The organism is Alphaproteobacteria bacterium, from assembly GCA_030740435.1.
Taxonomy (GTDB): Bacteria; Pseudomonadota; Alphaproteobacteria; order UBA2966; family UBA2966.
Window position 1 is genome coordinate 44,210 of record JASLXG010000031.1, and the last position, 18,699, is coordinate 62,908.

General features: G+C 67.3%; 14 protein-coding genes and 1 pseudogene. 10 read left to right on the plus strand and 5 right to left on the minus strand.

The features are described from left to right. The first annotated feature begins 74 nt into the window (after positions 1-74). A complete protein-coding gene (locus QGG75_03645) occupies positions 75-3,269 on the plus strand; it encodes an error-prone DNA polymerase (GenBank protein MDP6066335.1) in 3,195 nt (1,064 codons plus the stop codon). A 60-nt stretch (positions 3,270-3,329) separates the two neighbouring features. Further along, entirely contained in the window at positions 3,330-5,489 is a 2,160-nt protein-coding gene (locus tag QGG75_03650; GenBank protein ID MDP6066336.1) for a tetratricopeptide repeat protein, read from the plus strand. A gap of 6 nt (positions 5,490-5,495) precedes the next feature. On the opposite strand, the gene QGG75_03655 is transcribed toward QGG75_03650, so the two are convergent. The 3 genes from QGG75_03655 to QGG75_03665 all read right to left on the minus strand — a co-directional run bounded on the left by QGG75_03655 (position 5,496) and on the right by QGG75_03665 (position 8,715). After that, positions 5,496-6,674, minus strand: a complete 1,179-nt coding sequence (locus QGG75_03655; protein ID MDP6066337.1) for a VWA domain-containing protein — start codon at positions 6,672-6,674, stop codon at positions 5,496-5,498. Between the two features lie 36 nt (positions 6,675-6,710). Beyond that, the gene (locus QGG75_03660) at positions 6,711-7,553 is read right to left on the minus strand and encodes a MoxR family ATPase (GenBank protein ID MDP6066338.1); all 843 of its coding nucleotides are present in this window, start codon (positions 7,551-7,553) and stop codon (positions 6,711-6,713) included. A gap of 106 nt (positions 7,554-7,659) precedes the next feature. Continuing rightward, the gene (locus QGG75_03665; protein MDP6066339.1) at positions 7,660-8,715 is read right to left on the minus strand and encodes a tetratricopeptide repeat protein; all 1,056 of its coding nucleotides are present in this window, start codon (positions 8,713-8,715) and stop codon (positions 7,660-7,662) included. A 183-nt stretch (positions 8,716-8,898) separates the two neighbouring features. Here QGG75_03665 and QGG75_03670 point away from each other — a divergent pair, with 183 nt between their 5' ends. The 4 genes and pseudogenes from QGG75_03670 to QGG75_03685 all read left to right on the plus strand — a co-directional run bounded on the left by QGG75_03670 (position 8,899) and on the right by QGG75_03685 (position 12,025). Continuing rightward, positions 8,899-9,675 carry an ATP-binding cassette domain-containing protein gene (locus tag QGG75_03670; GenBank protein ID MDP6066340.1) on the plus strand — a complete coding sequence of 259 codons (777 nt, stop codon included), beginning with the start codon at positions 8,899-8,901 and terminating at the stop codon, positions 9,673-9,675. A 78-nt stretch (positions 9,676-9,753) separates the two neighbouring features. Continuing rightward, positions 9,754-10,527 (plus strand): annotated as a pseudogene (locus tag QGG75_03675) (ABC transporter substrate-binding protein). Between the two features lie 109 nt (positions 10,528-10,636). Beyond that, positions 10,637-11,323: an ABC transporter permease gene (locus tag QGG75_03680; GenBank protein ID MDP6066341.1), complete on the plus strand. Its 687-nt coding sequence runs from the start codon at positions 10,637-10,639 to the stop codon at positions 11,321-11,323. 9 nt (positions 11,324-11,332) lie between these two features. Continuing rightward, the gene (locus QGG75_03685) at positions 11,333-12,025 is read left to right on the plus strand and encodes an ABC transporter permease (GenBank protein ID MDP6066342.1); all 693 of its coding nucleotides are present in this window, start codon (positions 11,333-11,335) and stop codon (positions 12,023-12,025) included. Positions 12,026-12,032: 7 nt separating this feature from the next. On the opposite strand, the gene QGG75_03690 is transcribed toward QGG75_03685, so the two are convergent. Further along, a complete protein-coding gene (locus tag QGG75_03690) occupies positions 12,033-13,862 on the minus strand; it encodes a bifunctional diguanylate cyclase/phosphodiesterase (GenBank protein MDP6066343.1) in 1,830 nt (609 codons plus the stop codon). Positions 13,863-13,974: 112 nt separating this feature from the next. On the opposite strand from QGG75_03690, the gene QGG75_03695 reads away from it, so the two are divergent. Genes QGG75_03695 through QGG75_03705 form a run of 3 tightly spaced genes read left to right on the plus strand, consistent with a single transcriptional unit; the run spans position 13,975 to position 17,574 of the window. After that, positions 13,975-14,964, plus strand: coding sequence for an alpha/beta fold hydrolase (locus tag QGG75_03695; protein ID MDP6066344.1), 990 nt, complete (start codon positions 13,975-13,977; stop codon positions 14,962-14,964). Between the two features lie 31 nt (positions 14,965-14,995). Continuing rightward, entirely contained in the window at positions 14,996-16,630 is a 1,635-nt protein-coding gene (gene aceB / locus QGG75_03700) for a malate synthase A (protein MDP6066345.1), read from the plus strand. After that, entirely contained in the window at positions 16,627-17,574 is a 948-nt protein-coding gene (locus QGG75_03705) for a 2-dehydropantoate 2-reductase (GenBank protein ID MDP6066346.1), read from the plus strand. Before aceB ends, QGG75_03705 begins: the two co-directional genes overlap by 4 nt. 6 nt (positions 17,575-17,580) lie before the next feature. Here the strand turns inward: QGG75_03705 and QGG75_03710 are convergent, their stop codons facing one another. Next, entirely contained in the window at positions 17,581-18,234 is a 654-nt protein-coding gene (locus QGG75_03710) for a GntR family transcriptional regulator (protein ID MDP6066347.1), read from the minus strand. Between the two features lie 47 nt (positions 18,235-18,281). On the opposite strand from QGG75_03710, the gene QGG75_03715 reads away from it, so the two are divergent. After that, on the plus strand, positions 18,282-18,680 hold the full coding sequence (locus QGG75_03715; protein ID MDP6066348.1) for a Rid family hydrolase: 399 nt from the start codon (positions 18,282-18,284) through the stop codon (positions 18,678-18,680). Positions 18,681-18,699: the final 19 nt, after the last annotated feature.

Sequence of the window (18,699 nt, forward strand, 5' to 3'; positions counted from 1 at the left end):
AATATAGCTATTCGCTGTAGTAATGTCAAATCAATGAAGCAATTAGCTATACTTAAAATGCTGGAATCAACCCCATGACCGGCTACGCCGAACTTCAAGTGACCAGCAATTTCTCCTTCCTCTGCGGCGCCTCGCACCCGGAGGAACTGGTGGCCGAGGCGGCGGCCTTGGGGCATGAGGCGGTGGCTATTACCGACCGCAACACCTTCGCCGGTGTGGTGCGGGCCCACGTGGCGGCGCGCGATGCCGGGATTCGGTTGCTGGTCGGCGTGCGCCTGGATTTGCACGACGCTCCCAGCCTGCTCGCCTTTCCCCGCGACCGGGAGGCTTATGGCCGGCTCTCGCGGCTCTTGACACTGGGCAAGCGGCGCGCCCCCAAGGGCGAATGCGAGATCGGCCTGGAAGACCTGCTGGGCGAGGTCAACGGGGCTGCGGCCGGGCAGATCCTGATCGTCCTGCCACCGCCCCAGCTCGACCCTGGCGCCGAATTCACTCAGAGCCTGCGCGACCTCGAGCGCCGGGCCGCCGGATCGGTCTACTTGGCGGCGCATTATCTCTACCGCGGTGACGACCGCCGCCGGCTCAGGCGCCTGGCCGGCCTGGCCGCCATGTGCGCGACGCCACTGGTGGCGACCAACGACGTGCTGGCCCACGCCGCCTGGCGCCGGCCATTACAAGATGTGCTGACCTGTATCCGCGAGCACTGCACCATCGACGAGGCGGGCTGGCGCTTGCAGGCCAACGCCGAGCGCCACCTCAAGCCGGCGGCCGAGATGGCGCGGCTCTTTGCCGACTACCCCGAGGCCCTGGAACGGGGCCGCGAGATCGCCGCCCAGGCCGCCTTCAGCCTCGAGGAATTGCGCTACGACTACCCCGACGAAGTGGTGCCCGGTGGGCGCACGCCACAGGCCGAGCTCGAACGCCTGAGCTGGCAGGGCGCCGCCGGGCGCTACCCCAATGGCCTCCCCGAACGCGTGCGCGGGCTGGTGGCGCGCGAGCTCGAATTGATCGCCGAGCTCGGCTACGCGCCCTACTTTCTTACCGTCCACGACATCGTCCGCTTCGCGCGGGCGCGCGGCATCCTCTGCCAGGGCCGCGGCTCGGCCGCCAATTCGGCGGTCTGCTATTGCCTCGGCATCACCGCCGTCGATCCCGACCGCATCGATTTGTTGTTCGAGCGCTTCGTCTCGGCCGAGCGCAACGAGCCGCCCGACATCGACGTCGACTTCGAGCACGAGCGCCGCGAGGAGGTGATCCAGTACATTTACGAGAAATACGGCCGTGACCGCGCCGGCCTGACGGCCACCGTCATCAGCTACCGCACGTGCAGCGCGGTGCGCGAGGTCTGTAAGGCGCTGGGCCTGTCGCAGGATGTGGCCGGGGCGCTGGTCGGTACCGTCTGGGGTGGCGGCCGCAGCCGCGAGCGGCTGGCCGAGGAGCGGGTGCGCCAGGCCGGCCTCGATCCCGCCGACCGGCGGCTGGCCATGGCGCTGGAGCTGGCCCACGAGCTCAGGCGCTTTCCCCGGCATCTCTCGCAGCACGTCGGCGGCTTCGTCATCACCCGCGGGCCCTTGAGCGAGCTCTCGCCCATCGCCAACGCGGCCATGGCCGACCGCACCGTCATCGAATGGGACAAGGACGACCTCGATGCGCTGGGCATCCTCAAGATCGACGTGCTGGGCTTGGGCATGCTGAGCTGCGTGCGCAAGGGCTTCGAGCTGATTGCCCGGCATTACGGCCGCCGGCTCGACCTGGCCAGCGTGCCGGCCGAGGACAGCCGGGTCTACGACATGCTGTGTAGGGCCGATTCGGTGGGCGTCTTCCAGGTCGAAAGCCGGGCCCAGATGTCGATGCTGCCGCGCCTCAAGCCGCGCGATTTCTACGACCTGGTGATCGAGGTGGCGATCGTGCGGCCCGGTCCCATCCAGGGCGACATGGTGCATCCTTATCTGCGCCGCCGTTCGGGCGAGGAGGCGGTCGACTATCCCTCGCCCGAGCTCGAGGAGGTGCTAGGGAAGACGCTGGGCGTGCCGCTCTTCCAGGAACAGGCCATGCGCATCGCCATGGTCGGTGCCGGCTTCTCGGCCAGCGAGGCCGACGGCCTGCGGCGCGCCATGGCGACCTTCCGGCGCAGCGGCCAGATCCAGAATTTCCGCCAAAAATTCATCGACGGCATGGTCGAGCGCGGCTACCAGCAAGACTTCGCCGAACGCTGCTTCAAGCAGATCGAGGGCTTCGGCGAATACGGCTTCCCCGAATCCCACGCCGCCAGCTTCGCGCTGCTGGTCTACGTCTCGGCCTGGCTTAAGTGCCATTATCCCTCGGCCTTCGCGGCGGCGCTTCTGAACAGCCAGCCCATGGGCTTCTATGCGCCGGCCCAGATCGTCCGCGACGCCCGCGATCACGGCGTCAAGGTGCGGCCGGTGGATGTCAACCACAGCGACTGGGACTGCACCCTCGAGCGTCACGAGAGCGGCGTGGCGCTGAGGCTCGGCCTGCGCCAGATCAAGGGCTGCAAGCAGGACCACGCCGAGCAACTGGTGGCGGCGCGCGACCGCCCCTACGAGGACGTCTTTGACCTCTGGCGGCGGACGGGCCTGCCGGCGGCGGCGCTCGAGATCCTGGCCCGGGGCGATGCCTACCGCTCGCTGGGGCTCAGCCGCCGGGCCGCCTTCTGGGCCGTGCGGGGCCTGGCCGATGCGCCGCTGCCGCTGTTCGCCGCGGCCGAACGCCGCGCCGCTCAGGCACGCTTCCAGCCCGAGGCCAGCGAGGCCAACGTAAAGCTGCCCGAGGCAGCGCTGGGCGAGCAGGTGATCGACGACTATGCGGCGCTGCGCCTCAGCCTCAAGCGCCATCCCCTGGCGCTCTTGCGGCCCGGCCTCGAGGCGGCCGGCGTGCTGCCGACGGCTGACCTCGCCAACGTCGCACCCGAGAGCTGGGTCACGGTGGCCGGCCTGGTGATCTGCCGCCAGCGCCCCGGTACCGCCAGCGGCGTCGTCTTCGTCACCATTGAGGACGAGACCGGTGTCGCCAACCTGGTGGTCTGGCCCAAGGTCTTCGAGCGCTACCGCAAGGCCGTGCTGCGCTCGCGCCTGATGCAGGTACGCGGCACGGTGCAGCGCGAGGGCCTGGTCATCCACCTCATCGCCCAGCGCATCGAGGACATTTCCCAGCGCCTGGGCGAGTTGGCGGCGGGCCAGGGCGAAGGTGCGCCGGCGCCGTCCAGGGCGCAGGCCGGCGGCGGATTCAGGTCCCGCGATTTCCGCTGACCCGAAGTCGAATCGCCTGCTATAACCGCGGCACCGTCGAGCCAGCCCTGGGTGACTCAGTTGAGCAACGCCGCGCCCGAAGCAACAGATCCCGAACTCGAAGCCGCCATGGCGCGCCACCGCGCCGGCGACCTCGACGGCGCGCGCGAACTTTACCAGGGCCTGCTGGCGGCCCGGCCCGAACGCCCCGACGTGCTCAACCTGCTGGGCATGGTGGCGCGCCAGTCGGGCCAAATCGACCAGGCCGTGGAGCTCTTTCGCCGCGCCGCCCGGGCCGATCCCGCCAATCCCATCAACCAGTTCCAATTGGGCGAGGCGCTGCGCGCCAAGGGTCCCGACTCCGCTCTCGCCGCCATTGCCGCCTACCGCCGCGCCGTCACCATCGAGCCCCGCCTGGTCGACGCCCACACCAACCTGGGCCTCACCTGCCTGGCCCAGGGTTTTCTGGGCGAGGCGGTGGAATCTCTGCGCCACGCTGCGGCGCTGGAGCCCGAGGACGCCGGCAATCAGGCCAATCTGGGCATTGCGCTGCGCGAGACCTTCGAGCCCGAGGACGCGGTTGCCGCGCTGGCCCGCGCCCACCGCCTGGCGCCGGCCCACCCGGCCTACGGCGCCTACCTCAAGGCCATGCTCGAGGAAGGCGGATTCGTGACGGCACCGCCGAGCGCGCGGCGCGAGTTGGAGGCCGCTTTTGCCCGCGAGGACGTCGATCACCAGGCCCTGGCCCCGGCCGCCGCCGCGCTGCTCAAGCTCTCGCCCAGCTTCCAGGGCCTGCTGGCCCTGGCCGCCAGCGAGCACATCGAGATGCTGCCCGCCGCCGTGGCCGGCGCCAGCTTCGACGAGGAGTTCGAGAGCCCGCTGTGGGCCGGCCTCCTGCGCCACAGCCTGATCATGGATCCCGAGCTCGAGGGCCTGCACACCCGGCTGCGCCAGGTCGTCCTCGAGGAGGGCCGGTCGCAGCTCCCCAGCGAGGACTTCGTGGCCGAACGCAAGGCCCATTTCGTCTCGGCTCTGGCCATGCAGGCCCACCGCGCCGACTACCTGTGGCCGGAAAGCGGTGACGAGGGCGCCATGGCCGGCGTGGTGACCAAGGGCGTCGCCCGCCGCCTGGGCGAGTTGGGCCAGGGAGGCGTTGCCGCCATGCCCGACCCCTCGCTCTGGCACCAGCTCATCATCGCCGCCTGCTATCGGCCGCTCAGCGAGATCGAGAACGCCGACCGCCTGCTCGGCATCGACGTCGCCAGCCAGCCGCCCTACCTGCGCCGGCTGCTGGTGCAGCAGCTATTCGAGCCGGCCCGCGAGGCCACGCTGGCGGACACCATCGGCCGCGCTGGCGACGGCGAGGTCGGGGACACGGCCATGTCCGGCCCCGTACCACGCTGGGCCTCCTGCAGTCTGCCCGAGGCGGTGCCGCTGGGGCTGCGCCTGGCCGGCCGCTTTCCCGAGCGGGCGCCGCCGGAATTCGCATTCCAGCCCATGCGCGTGCTGCTGGCCGGGGCGGGCAGCGGCCAGGGCGCCATCGAGCTGGCGGCCGGCCTGCCCGAGAGCGAGGTCGTGGCGGCCGATGCGAGAATCGACAATTTGGCTTATGCGGCCCGCAAGGCGGAACGCTACGGGCTGGAAAACCTCTCCTTCGTGCAGGCTGGCGCTGCCGACCTGGCGGCGCTGGGCAAACGGTTTCATCTGATCGACAGCGGCGAGTTGCTCTTGGGCCCAGGGGCAGGCACGGATGCCGAGACTCTGGCGCTGCTGGCCGGATTGCTGGAGCCCGAGGGCGTGTTGCTGGCCGGCGTCTACAGCGGGCCGGCCCGGGCGGCCCTGGCGGCGGGCCGCGAGGCGGCCGCGAATATTGTTGCGGAGCCGCCGCTTGAGCGCTTGCGCAAGGCGCGGCACAGCCTGCTCGCCGGCGAGGCACCATCGCCGCTGGCCGCCTGGCCGGCGTTTTACGCCCAGGCCGGGGCCACGGAACTCCTGTACGGCTCGGGCGGCAGCGCGTTTGATCTGGCCCAATTGGCCGCCGCCGCGGGGGCCGCCGGCCTGCAAGCGCTGGGCCCGGACATCGACGATCCCCACCTGGCAGCCACCTACCAGGAGCGTTTCGCCGACGACGAGCGGCTCGACAATCTGGCCAACTGGGCCGCCCTGGAAGCCGAACAGCCGGAACTCTTCGGCCCCGTTCTCAGGCTGTGGTGTCAGAAACGGGAAACGCCGACCGAGTAGCCCCCGTCAGCGATTGAGTTCGCGCATGCCGCGGTCCAACCCCTCGAGGGTCAGCGGGAACATGCGCTCGGCCATCAACTGCTGGGTCATCTGTAGCGATGGCGTGTATTCCCAGTGGCGCTCGGGCACCGGGTTGAACCAGACCACGTTGGGGAAGTGGTCGAGCACGCGCTGCAGCCAGAGCTGGCCGGGTTCTTCGTTCCAGTGCTCGACGGAGCCGCCGGGGTAGACGATCTCGTAGGGGCTCATGGTGGCGTCGCCGACGAAGACGACTTTGTAGTCGGGGCCGTAGGTGTGCAGCACGTCGTAGGTCGGGAAGCGCTCGGAATGGCGGCGGAAATTGTCCTTCCAGACGCTCTCGTAGAGGAAGTTGTGGAAGTAGAAGTATTCCATGTGCTTGAACTCGGCCCGGGCGGCCGAGAAGAGCTCGGTGACGGTGCGCGTGAAGTCGTCCATCGAGCCGCCGTTGTCGAGGAACAGCAGCACTTTGATCTTGTTGTGGCGCTCGGGCACCATCTTGATGTCGAGGTAGCCGCCGTTGTTGGCCGTCGAGCGGATGGTGTCGGGCATGTCGAGCTCGAGTTCGGCGCCCTCGCGGGCGAAGCGGCGCAGGCGCCGTAGCGCAATTTTTATGTTGCGCGTGCCCAGTATTACCGAATCGTCGAGGTTGCGGTATTCGCGCTTGTCCCAGACCTTGACGGCGCGGCGGTGGCGCGAGCCGTCCTGGCCGATGCGGATGCCTTCCGGGTTGTAGCCGTAGGCACCAAATGGAGACGTGCCGGCGGTGCCGATCCACTTGCTGCCGCCCTGGTGGCGGCTTTCCTGTTCCTCGAGGCGTTTCTTGAACTCCTCCATGAGCTTTTCCCAGCCGCCCATGGCCTCGATCTCGGCCCTCTCCTCCTCGGTCATGGTGAGCTCGGCCAGCTTGCGCAGCCACTCCTCGGGGATCTCGGCGACGATGCCGTCCTCGGGCGGCTCCAGGCCCTTGAAGCAATGGCCGAAGACGACGTCGAACTTATCGAGATTGCGCTCGTCCTTGACCAGCGTCGAGCGCGAGAGGTAGTAGAAATGGTCGATGTTGTAGGCCGCGCAGCCGGCCCGCATGGCGTCCATCAGCGTCATGTATTCCTTGAAGCTGACGGGCACCTTGGCCTTGCGAAGTTCGTAGAAGAATTCCGTGAACATGGCGTGCTCCGGGCGGGCCGGCTCTCTGCTCCGCGCCTACTGGCCGCGCTTGGTCATGAAGGCCAGGCGCTCGAAAAGGTGAACGTCCTGCTCGTTCTTGAGCAAAGCACCATGCAGCGGCGGGATCAACTTTTTCATGTCGCGGGTGCGCAGCAGGTCGGGCTCGACGTCTTCCACCATCAGCAGCCTGAGCCAGTCGATGAGCTCGGACGTCGAGGGCTTTTTCTTCAGGCCCGGCACTTCGCGGATCTCGAAGAAGACATTCAGCGCCTCGGTCAGCAGATCGCGCTTGAGGTCGGGGTGGTGGACGTCGACGATCTGCTCCATGGTCTCGCGGTCGGGGAAGCGGATGTAATGGAAGAAGCAGCGCCGGAGGAAGGCGTCGGGCAGCTCCTTTTCGTTGTTCGACGTGATCATGACGATGGGCCGGTGGGCCGCCTTGATCACCTTCTTGGTCTCGTAGACGAAGAACTCCATGCGATCGAGCTCGAGCAGCAGGTCGTTGGGAAATTCGATGTCGGCCTTGTCGACCTCGTCGATCAGCAGCACCGGGCGCTGATCCGATTCGAAGGCATCCCAGAGCTTGCCGCGGACGATGTAGTTCTGGATATGGTGCACGCGCTCGTCGCCGAGCTGGGAATCCCTGAGCCTGGAGACGGCGTCGTATTCATAGAGCCCCTGCTGGGCCTTGGTGGTCGACTTGATGTGCCATTCAATCAGCGGCCGGTCCAGCGCCCTGGCCACCTCGATGGCCAACATGGTCTTGCCGGTGCCGGGCTCGCCCTTGATCAGCAGCGGCCTTTCCAGGGTGATCGAGGCATTCACGGCGACCATCAGGTCGTCGGTGGCGACATAGGTATCGGTACCTTCGAATTTCATTACTTCACACCAAAGGAGTTCTTGGGAAGGGTGTCGGGGAGTGCCCCCAGGGGGGCCAGCGGACAATAAGGTGGACCCCGACCGCGATCAAGCCTTGATGGCGGAATCAGCTCCTGCCGCCGGCCGCCATGATGGCCCGGGCCCGGACCAACAGCGGCTTGGCTTGGTCGTAGCGCTCCTGGGCCCTGAGCACCTCGGCGAGCTGGAAAAGCGCGCTGGCCAGGCGGCCGTTGGCACCGCCGTAGGCCTGCTCGATAAGCGCCAGCGCCCGCCGCAAGGGCGGCTCGGCGTGGCTCAGACGGCCGGCCGCGCGCTCGACCTGGCCCAGTCGGCCGAGCGGCTCGATCAGCGAGGGATGCTCGGCCCCCAAGGCATATTCCACCAGCGCCAGGGATTCCCTCAACTGCCTGGCGGCCGCGACATAGCGCCCGGCCCGGGCCTCGGCCTCGGCGCTACGGTCCAGGATCTCGGCCCGCAACACTGCATCGTCGCCGGCCCGCTTGAGGGCGATGCGGAAATGATCGGCGGCCTGGCGCCGCCGGCCCAGGCGCGAAAGCGCGGTGGCGATGCCGGCCAGGGCCCGGGCAGCGGCCGGGCCGGTGCTGGCTTGGTCACGCTCATAAAGCGTCAAGGCCTGGTGAAAACGTGTCTTGGCTTCTTCGTGGCGGCCGGCCTCGAGATCGATCTCGGCCAGTTTCTCCAGGGCCGCCGCCTCGGCCTGATCGAGCTTCGCAGCCTGGGCGATGGTTTGCAGGCGGTGCAACAGGAGTTCCGCCTGATCGGCCCTGCCGGCCGAGCGCTGCATATCGGCCAGGCTGTCGAGAACCGGCATCAACTCGGGACCTTTGCCATGCTTCTTTTCCAGCGCCGCCAGGGCGCGCCGGCCCAAGCCAATGCCTTCTTCGAGCCGGCCCAGGAGGCCGTAAACGGCGCTCAGGTTGAAGAGCATGTTGACGGTACTGTCGTGATCGGCGCCGAACTCGCTTTGCGCCAACTCCAGCGCCCTTTCGGCGAAGGGCGTGGCGGCGGCGATGCGGTGGGCGGCGAAATGCCCGCTGAAGCGCTGATAGGCTTGGCCGAGCTCGGGCGATTGGGCGTGCGTGCCCGACGGCTGCAACAGCAGCACGCAAAAGGCGACGAACAGGAAAACACGCAACCCCATGGCCGTGTCGACAAAGCCCCCATGGCGGATCGGCACGAAACGACTTGCGGTGCCCTAGACGGAAAGTGGCGGCCTGTCAATCGCGGCGGCATATCGGGCGGCCAGCGGCGCGGCGGCTTGCAGCGCTGGGGAAAGCCTTCTAACGTCGCCCGCGGATGCCGCTTCGGCGGACGGGAGGACATCGTGGCCGAACAAAATGCCGCCCTGGTGGTCGAGGACCTGCACAAGAGTTTCGCCGCGCTGGAGGTGCTGAAGGGCGTCTCGCTGGCGGCCCGGGAAGGTGGCGTGCTCTCCATCATCGGCGCCTCGGGTTCGGGCAAGAGCACGCTGCTGCGTTGCATCAATCTTCTCGAAATCCCGGATTCCGGCCGCGTCTGGGTGGCCGGCGAGTTGATCGCCATGAAAGAACGCCGGGACGGCATGGCCGAGCCCGCCGATCCGCGCCAGGTCGACCGCCTGCGCACCAAGCTGGGCATGGTCTTCCAGAGCTTTAATCTCTGGTCCCACATGACGGTGCTGGAAAACGTCGTCGAGGCGCCCGTCCACGTGCTCAAGGTGGCCAAGGCGGAGGCCGAAGAGCGGGCGCTGGCGCTGCTCGACAAGGTAGGCATCAGCGACAAGCAGGGCCACTACCCGGCGCATCTTTCGGGCGGCCAGCAGCAGCGCGCCGCCATCGCCCGGGCCCTGGCCATGGAACCCGACGTCATGTTGTTCGACGAGGCCACCTCGGCCCTCGATCCGGAGCTGGTGGGCGAGGTGCTGAAGGTCATCCGCGACCTGGCCGACGAGGGCCGTACCATGATCCTGGTGACCCACGAGATGGGCTTTGCCCGCGAGGTCTCCAGCGAGGTGATTTTCCTGCACCAGGGCCGGGTCGAGGAGCAGGGCCCGCCGGCCCAGGTCTTCGGCCAGCCACGCTCCGAACGCTGCCGCCAGTTCCTGGCCGCACATATCAGTTGACGCCCGGGGGCGGAGGGAGGAACGTAGCGGGAAATATCCGGCACGCCTCAAGCCAAGGGAGGAACCCCCGTGAAGAAACTGCTCGTCGCCATCGCCGCTGCCGCCGTCCTGGCCATCGCCGCCGGGCCGACCGCCGCCAAGGACTGGTCGAAAATCCGCATCGGCACCGAAGGCGCCTACCCGCCGTTCAACTTCATCGACAAGAGCGGCAAGCTGCAGGGCTTCGACGTCGATATCGCCAAGGCGCTGTGCGCCCAGATGAAGGCCCAATGCACCTTCGTGGCGCAAGACTGGGATGGCATCATTCCCGCCCTGATGGCCAAGAAGTACGACGCCATCATCGCCTCCATGTCGATCACCGAGGAACGCAAGAAGAAGGTCTCCTTCAGCAAGAAGTACTACACCACGCCGGCCAAGTTCGTGCGCAAGTAGGGCTCGGGCATCGAGATCAACGCCGCCAGCCTCAAGGGCAAGACGGTCGGTGTGCAGCGCGCCACCATCCACGAGAACTTCCTGCGCGACAACTACGGCAAGATCGTCGAGATCAAGTCCTACGACACCCAGGAGAACGCCAACCTGGACTTCAGCGCCGGTCGCGTCGACCTGCTGCTGGCCGACAGCGTGGCCCTGCTGGAGGGGCTGTTGAATACCCCAGCCGGCAAGAACGCAGAGTACATAGGGCCCGACTTCACCGATCCCAAGTGGTTCGGCGACGGTGCCGGCATCGCCGTGCGCAAGGGTGACGGCGACCTGGCCGCCGCCTTCACCAAGGCCATCGCCGCCATCCGCGCCAACGGCACCTACCAGAAGATCAACGGCAAGTACTTCAAGTTCGACGTTTACGGTAAGTGAACCTAGGTTCGTTGTTGGGCGCCACTGATCGTTTTCGCGGTCGGTGGCGCCCGCGCCTTGGCCCGCGCCTTGGCCCGCGCCTTGGTATGAACCCCGCCGGTCCCGGGTGATGGATCTTCACGGCTTCGGCTGGATGCTCGGCGTCGGGCTTTGGATGACCATCCGGGTGGCGCTGGCCTCGGTCGCGGTGGGCCTGGTGCTGGGCCTCATTGGTGCCGCCATGAAGCTATCGGGCTCGCGCACGGCGCGGGCCGTGGCCGGCGGCTACACCACCATCATCCGCGGCGTGCCCGAGCTTTTGCTGCTGCTGATCTTGTTCTTTGGCGGCACCATGGCCTTGCAGAGGATCTTCGAGCTCCTGGGCCATGACGAATATGTCGAGGTCAGCGCCTTCGGGGCCGGGGTGGCGACGCTGGGCTTCGTCTTCGGCGCTTATGCCACCGAGGTCTTCCGCGGTGCCATCCTGGCCGTGCCGCCGGGCCAGATCGACGCCGCCCGGGCCGTCGGCATGGGGCGGGTGCTGCAGTTTCGGCGCATCCTCTTGCCCCAGGTCTGGCGCTACGCGCTGCCGGGGCTGGGCAACCTGTGGATGGTGCTGCTCAAGGACACGGCCCTGATCTCGGTAGTCGGGCTCGACGAGATCATGCGCAAGGCCAGCATCGCCGCCGGGGCGACGCGCGAGCCGTTTACCTTTTACGCCGCGGCGGCGCTGATCTTTCTCGGCCTGACCGTGGTCTCGATGGCCGCCCTGCAATACTCCGAGAACCGCGCCGGCCGCGGCTTCGGCAAGCTTTAGGGGGTGGCGGTGGATTTCGAGCTCATGGTGACAAGCATTCCCAGGCTGCTGGAAGGCGCCGTGCTGACGCTGCAACTGGTGTCACTGTCGTTGATCCTGGGCATCATGCTGGCTTTGCCCCTGGCGCTCTGTCGGGTGTCGCGCCATCCTGCGCTGTGGATGCCGGTCTACGGCTATATCTTTTATTTTCGCGGCACGCCGCTGTTGGTGCAGATCTTCCTGACCTACTACGGCCTGGGCCAGTTCGAGGCGGTGCGGGAGAGTTTTCTCTGGCCCGTGCTGCGCGAGGCCTATTGGTGCGCCATCATCGCCTTCACCATGAACACGGCGGCCTACACGGCCGAGATCCTGCGTGGCGGCATTCTGGCGGTACCGGCTGGCGAGGTCGAGGCGGCGCGGGCCATGGGCATGTCGCGCCTTTTGCTCTATCGCCGCATCATCCTGCCCCGGGCCATGCGCATGGCGCTGCCGGCCTATGGCAACGAAGTGATCCTGATGCTCAAGGCCAGTGCGCTGGCCAGCACCATCACGCTGTTGGACCTCACCGGTGTGGCCCGGGTGATCGTGGCCCGCAGCTTCGCACCTTACGAGCTGTTTTTGACCGCCGGCGTTATCTACCTGCTCATGACCTTCGCCGTGACGCGCGCCGTCCGCGAGGCCGAGTACCGCCTCAGCCCCCACCTGCGGCCGCCGCCGCTTTAGCTAAATTTCAGCTTGCTTGTTTTGCCGAGCGGGCCTCGGCGATGCGCCGCAAGAGCGCCTCCATGTGGGCTGCCGGCAGGGGTTCGGAATATAGGAATCCCTGGGCCTCGTCGCAGTTGAACTGCTTGAGACGCGCCAGTTGCTGTGGTGTCTCGACACCCTCGGCCACCACCGTCAGGCCGAGCTTGCCGGCCATGGCAATGACGGCCTCGACGACCGCGGCGTCACTCTGCTCCGAGGTCATCTTGGCGATGAACGAGCGGTCGATCTTGACGGCCTTGATGGGCAGCCGCGTGAGGTAGCTGAGCGAGGAATAGCCGGTGCCAAAATCGTCGATCGAGAAGCTGACGCCGCGCACCGCCAATTGCTCCATCGCGGCGATAACGCTGCCCACGTCACGGATCAGCGAACTCTCGGTGATCTCCAGGTTCAGGTGGCGGCCCGCGAGGCCGCTTTCGTCGATTATCTTCTCGACCTTGTCGGCGAAGCCCGGGTCGTGCAACTGGTGGCTGGAGACGTTGACACCGATGCAGCCCACGTCGAGGCCTGAATCCAACCAGGCCTTGGCCTGGCGGCAGGCCGTGCCGAGCGCCCAGTCGCCGATCGGGCCGATGCTGTGGGCCTGTTCGGCCAGCGCGATGAATTTCTCCGGCGGCACCGACCCCAGGCCCTCGTGCGACCAGCGCGCCAGCGCCTCGATGCCGGCGATGCGCCGGTCCTTGAGCGTCACCTTGGGTTGGTAGACCAACTCCAGCTCGCCCCGCTCGACGGCCTTGCGCAGCGCCAGCTCGAGCTCGAAGCGCTCGTCCGCGGCGCGTTTCATGTCGGGGGTGCAGAAATGGTAGCGCTCGCCACCCTCGCGCTGCGAGCGGAACAGTGCGGCGCTGGACTGGCGTAGCAGGGTTTCGGCGTCGGCGCCGTCGAAGGGGTAGACGCTGATGCCGATGCTGGCCGTCAGGTGGGTCTCGCGGCCCTCGGCCTCGAGCGGCCGGGCAAAGGCGGCCAGAATGCGCTGAGCGGCGCCGATCACCTGGTTGAGGTCGCGGGCCGCCGGGATCAGCACCACGAACTGGTCGACACCGAGGCGGGTGATGGTGGTGTCGGGTCCGCTGCCGGCCAGCAGCCGCTCGGTCACCAATTGATAAGCGTCGTCGCTGTCGTCTCGGCCCACCACGTTGTACATCAACTCGAAGCGGTCGAGGCCGACCAGCAGCACCGCCGCCAGACCGCCGTCGCGGTCCGAGCGCCCGGCGGCGGCGCGCAATTGGCTGCGAAAGTGGGCCAGGCCGCTGAGCTCGCCGAGGCCCTGGTGGATGCTTTCCTCGGCATTGGCGGCCGTGGCCGGCTGCGCCGCGGGGCGACAAAGTTCCTGCTCGGCGATGGCGGCCAGGCGTTCCAGGCGCTGGCGCTGGCGCTCGCCGAAAGGGCGGTTGCCGCGATCCGCCAGGGCCACGGCGCCCAGCGGCCGGCCGGCGCTATCGTGCAGCGGCAGACCGACGAAGAAACCCAAGTCCGCCGTCGCTCCAGCTTCCCCGCCGGGCGCTGACAACACCATCTCGTCGTTGCGCAGGACCCGGGCGATGAGGTCGCTCAGTGGCGGCAGCACCGTCGCATCGACGCCGACGGCGCCCTTGAAGCAGAGCCCGCCGCCCTCGGCCACGGCAATGCCGGCGATGGGCATGTCGAAGATGTCGGCGGCCAACGCCGTCAAACGCTCGAAGTGGTCCTCGCCCGCGCGGAACGACAGTTCGGCGCCGCTCGCGGCATTCTCGTTTGCCACGGATGCGGCATCGGCCTGCTCGGCCAGGCGGACGATGTTTGTTTTGACGGGGGCCATCGCCGGTAACATGCCACGAGGTGGTTAATAGTCAGTGACCAGCCCGCGGGCTAGGGACGTAATACGCGAAATATCCTAAACTGCGCCCGTGCGAACCCTATTGCCTCTCCTGTTGGCCCTTCTGGGCTTGGCCTCGAGCGGCTGCCTGCCGCGCCAGCAGGAGGCCGGGCCGCCCTTTGCCGAGCCCATCTTCTCGCGCGGCCGTATCGTCACCGGCGACGACCACCGGCTGCCGGTCGAGCGTTGGGCACCGGCCGGCCGGCCGCGGGCCGTGATGGTGGCGCTGCATGGCTTCAACGACTATCGCCAGGCTTTCGCCGCCGCCGCCGCCTGGTGGGCCGAACGCGGCCTGCTCGTCTATGCCTACGACCAGCGCGGCTTCGGCGAGACGGTGGAGGTGGGCATCTGGGGCGGCACAGACAACATGGTCGGCGATCTGGTTGACGTCGTGCGGGCGGTGCGCCGACGCCATCCGGACCCGCCCATCGTGTTGCTGGGTTCGAGCATGGGCGGCGCCGTGATCCTGACGGCGCTGGGCGCGGCGGAGACCGGGCCCGCTTCACCACGTGACTTCCTCGAGCGCGAGGTCGCAGGCGCCGTGCTGCTGGCGCCCGCCATCTGGGGGCGCAAGGTTCTGCCGCCCGGCTATGCCGAGGCGCTGTGGTTTGCCACCCACCTGGCCCCCTGGCGGCGCTATTCCGGCAGTGGCCTCGGCATCAAGCCTTCCGACAACGTCGAGATGCTGCGGGCCTTGGGCCGCGATCCCCTGATCATCAAGGAAAGCCGCAGCGATGCCGTTTGGGGCCTGGTCGAGCTGATGGACGCGGCGCTGCAGGCGGCGCCGCGGGTAGAAAAACCGTTGCTGGTGCTCTACGGCGAACGTGACGAAGTGATACCCGAGAACGCCACCCGCCTGATGATGGCCCGGCTGTCGGCCGGGCGCCGGCTGGTCATCTACCCCGAGGGCTATCATATGCTGTTGCGTGATCTGCAGGCCGAGACGGTTTGGCGCGACGTGCTGGCCTGGATAGAGGACAGCGGCGCGGCCTTGCCCTCGGGCTTTGAACGTCCGCCCGAGGTGGCCGAAATAGGCGCCAAGTGAGAGACGGAATAACAACGGGGAAGCGAACGGTATGACAGAGAACGAATTGGCCCGGGCGGCCGAGGGCGTGGAGGTGCTGGGCGAATTGGGGCCGGGCTTTGATCGGATCCTCAGCCCCGAGGCCATTGGCCTGGTGGCCATGCTGGAGCGCCGCTTCGGCGACGAACGGCGTCGCTTGCTGGCCCGTCGCGAGGAGGTGCAGGCCCGGCTCGACGCCGGCGAAAAGCCCGATTTTCTGGCCGAAACGGCGGCCGTGCGGGCGGCCGACTGGCGCGTCGCACCCTTGCCCGATGATTTGCTCGACCGCCGGGTCGAGATCACCGGCCCGGTCGACCGCAAGATGGTCATCAACGCCCTGAACTCGGGTGCCAGCGTCTTCATGGCCGATTTCGAGGATGCCACAACACCGACCTGGTCCAATCTCATCGAGGGCCACATCAATCTGCGCGACGCGGTGCGCCGCGAGATCGAGTTTCGCGATCCCAACTCGGGCAAGGAATACAGCCTGGCCGACAAGACCGCGACGCTGCTGGTGCGGCCCCGCGGCTGGCATTTGCAGGAAAACCACGTGGCCATCGAGGGCCGGCCCATATCGGCCTCGCTGTTCGACTTCGGGCTCTACTTCTTCCACAACGCCCGGGCCCTTTTGCAACGCGGCAGCGGGCCCTATTTTTATCTGCCCAAGCTGGAGAGCCATCTCGAAGCTCGGCTCTGGAACGATGTCTTCGTGGCGGCCCAGGAGGCCCTGGGCGTGCCCCAGGGCAGCATCAAGGCGACGGTGCTGATCGAGACCATCCTGGCGGCCTTCGAGATGGACGAGATTCTGTATGAGCTGCGCCAGCATTCGGCCGGCCTCAATTGCGGCCGCTGGGACTACATCTTCAGCTTCATCAAGAAGTTCCGCCACGACCCGGCCTGCGTGCTGCCCGACCGGGCCGAGGTCGGCATGACGCGCCACCTGATGCGCTCCTACAGCCTGCTCACCATCAAGACCTGCCACCACCGCGGCGTCCACGCCATCGGCGGCATGGCGGCCCAGATCCCCATCAAGAACGATGCCGAGGCCAACGAAGAGGCCCTGGCCAAGGTGCGCGCCGACAAGGAACGCGAGGCCGGCGACGGCCATGACGGCACTTGGGTGGCCCATCCCGGACTGGTGCCCATCGCCAAGGCCATCTTCGACGACAAGATGCCCGAGGCCAACCAGATCGCCCGTCAGCGCCAGGACGTGGCGACTAAGGCTGCCGACCTGCTCGAGGTGCCCGAGGGGCCCATCACCGAGGCCGGCTTGCGCCAGAACGTCAACGTCGGCATCCGCTATCTCGAAGCCTGGCTGCGCGGCGTCGGCTGCGTGCCGCTCTATAATCTCATGGAGGACGCCGCCACGGCCGAGATCTCGCGCTCCCAGGTCTGGCAATGGATCCGCCACGGCGCCAGCCTGGACGACGGCCGCGTCATCGATCGCGACCTGTTCCAGGCCGTGCTCGAGGAGGAGATGGCCGGGATCAAGGCCGAACTGGGGGACGAGGCCTATGCTGCCAGCCGTTTCGAGGCCGCCAGCGGCATTTTCGCCGAACTCATTACGACTGAGGACTTCGTCGATTTTCTCACCTTGCCGGCCTACGAAATGGTGGCCGCGGAGGCATCGGCGGGTAGTTCGGCATGAAGATCGGCATCCTGGGTGCCGGCGCCATGGGCTGCGTCTACGGCGCCCACTTTCATGAAGCCGGCCACGAGGTCTGGCTGATCGACCGCTGGGCCGAGCACGTGGCCGCCATCGCGGCGAACGGCCTCAGGGTCGAGGGCATGAGCGGCGACCGCACGCTGGACATCGCCGCCAGCGGCGACCCGGCCGAAGTCGGCGCTTGCCAGCTGGTGGTGGTTGCCACCAAGGCCGACGACACCGAAGTTGCGGTGCGTGGCGCGGCGGCGCTGATGGGCAACCAGACCAACGTCCTGGTCATCCAGAACGGCCTGGGCGCGCTCGAGCGCATGGCGCCGCTGGTGCCGCCGGAACGTCTCATCCTGGGCATCGCCGGCGGCTTCGGCTCCTCGGTCGAGGAGCCCGGCCGGGTGCACCATAACGGCATGAGGTTCGTGCACATGGCGGCCGCCGAGGGGGCCGCCGACGGCCGCGTGCGGGACTGCGTCGAGATATGGCGGGGCGCCGGCTTCACGGCCGAAGCCTTCGACGACGCCCAGTCGATGATCTGGGGCAAGATGCTGGGCAACATCGCCTTCTCGGCCGTCTCGACGGTGACCGGCCTCAGGCTGGGTCAGGTAGTTTCGAACCCCGAGGCCTTCGCGCTTTCCTGTGCCTGTGTCGAGGAGGCGGCGGCCCTGGCGGCGGCCAAGGCCATAACATTGCCCTACGACGATCCCATCGCCTTCATCCGCGACTTCGCCGGTGGCATGCCCAAGGCCCGGCCCAGCGTCATGCTCGACCTGCTGGCCGGCCGGCGCTCCGAGATCGATTACCTCAACGGCGCCGTGGCCCGCGAGGCGCCCTTGCTGGGTCTCGAGGCGCCGGTCAACGCGGTAATGGCCCAGGCCGTCAGGGCGCTGGAGCAAAAAGCGGCTGATCTGGGTCAGGCCTACGGCGTGGTCTGACCCGCTCTAGTCTTCGCTGAGGTGCAGTTTCAGGCCGTCGCGAATGTGCAGGATCATCTCCCTGTGCGCCTCCTCCGGCTTTCCCTTGGCGATGACCTCGTAGATCTTCAGGTGCGCCTCGGGATCGGGGCGCACATTGCCGCTCTGGGTCATGGCGAAGAGCCAGAGCGATATGCCCCGGTGCCAAAGATTCTCGAACATCTCGAGCAGCACCGGATTTCCGGTCTTTTCGACGATCAGGCGGTGGATGGCGCGGTTGATGATGAATTCATCCTTGAGCGTGCGCTCGTCCGGTTGCAACTCGGCGTCGACGCTGGCCTTTAGCTCGGCAAGCGTTTCGGCCGAGGCGTTGGCGGCCAGCAGGTAGGCGGCATGGCCCTCGATGGCTTCGCGGGCGCCGTACATGGCCCGAACTTCCTGGTCCGAGATATCGCGGATGGAAAAGCCCTTGCGGCCGGACTGCAACAATATGCCTTCCTGCTCCAGGCGCAGCAGGGCCTCCCGCACCGGTGTGCGGCTGACATTGATCTCGGCCGCGATCTGTTCCTGGATCAGGCGTTCGCCCGGCTGGATCTCGCCGTCGACGATGGCCGATAGGATCTGCTCGTAAACGTAGATCGCTAGTCGCGGTTGAACGTTGGGGGCGCGTCTAAACTTCATGCTTTGCCTCTTCCAGCAAGGTACTGTATACAGGATACATGGTAGTCTTGTCAGCTTCCGGAAGCGGCCGATTCGAAAAAGCGGGCTCCTACGCCCGGGCCAAACGCGTGGGGCCGTTCGTCTACATCGCCGGCACCACCTCGATGCACAAGGGCGAACTCCACGCGCCCTATGACATTTACGAGCAAAGCGTCTTCATTTTCAAACAAATCGAGATGGCGCTGGGCGCCGTCGGTGCCGAGCTGCGCCACGTCGTGCGGACCAAAGCCTACGTCACGGACATGCGCGACGCCGGCGGCTTCATCCGGGCCCACGGCGAAACCTTCAAGGACATCGAACCCGTGCTGACCGGCGTCGAGGCTGGTTTGACCACGCCCGGAATGATGGTCGAGATCGAGGTCGACGCCATCATCCACACGCCCGACGGCGAGATCTCCTACGACTGACAGCGAATCCGAGCGATCA

Bases quoted from the DNA above. Each gene is read 5' to 3' on its own strand.
- QGG75_03645 (MDP6066335.1), top strand. From the start codon at position 75: ATGACCGGCTACGCCGAACTTCAAGTGACCAGCAATTTCTCCTTCCTC.
- QGG75_03655 (MDP6066337.1), bottom strand. From the start codon at position 6,674: ATGTTCACGGAATTCTTCTACGAACTTCGCAAGGCCAAGGTGCCCGTC.
- QGG75_03660 (MDP6066338.1), bottom strand. From the start codon at position 7,553: ATGAAATTCGAAGGTACCGATACCTATGTCGCCACCGACGACCTGATG.
- QGG75_03665 (MDP6066339.1), bottom strand. From the start codon at position 8,715: ATGGGGTTGCGTGTTTTCCTGTTCGTCGCCTTTTGCGTGCTGCTGTTG.
- QGG75_03680 (MDP6066341.1), top strand. From the start codon at position 10,637: ATGGATCTTCACGGCTTCGGCTGGATGCTCGGCGTCGGGCTTTGGATG.
- QGG75_03690 (MDP6066343.1), bottom strand. From the start codon at position 13,862: ATGGCCCCCGTCAAAACAAACATCGTCCGCCTGGCCGAGCAGGCCGAT.
- aceB (MDP6066345.1), top strand. From the start codon at position 14,996: ATGACAGAGAACGAATTGGCCCGGGCGGCCGAGGGCGTGGAGGTGCTG.
- QGG75_03705 (MDP6066346.1), top strand. From the start codon at position 16,627: ATGAAGATCGGCATCCTGGGTGCCGGCGCCATGGGCTGCGTCTACGGC.
- QGG75_03710 (MDP6066347.1), bottom strand. From the start codon at position 18,234: ATGAAGTTTAGACGCGCCCCCAACGTTCAACCGCGACTAGCGATCTAC.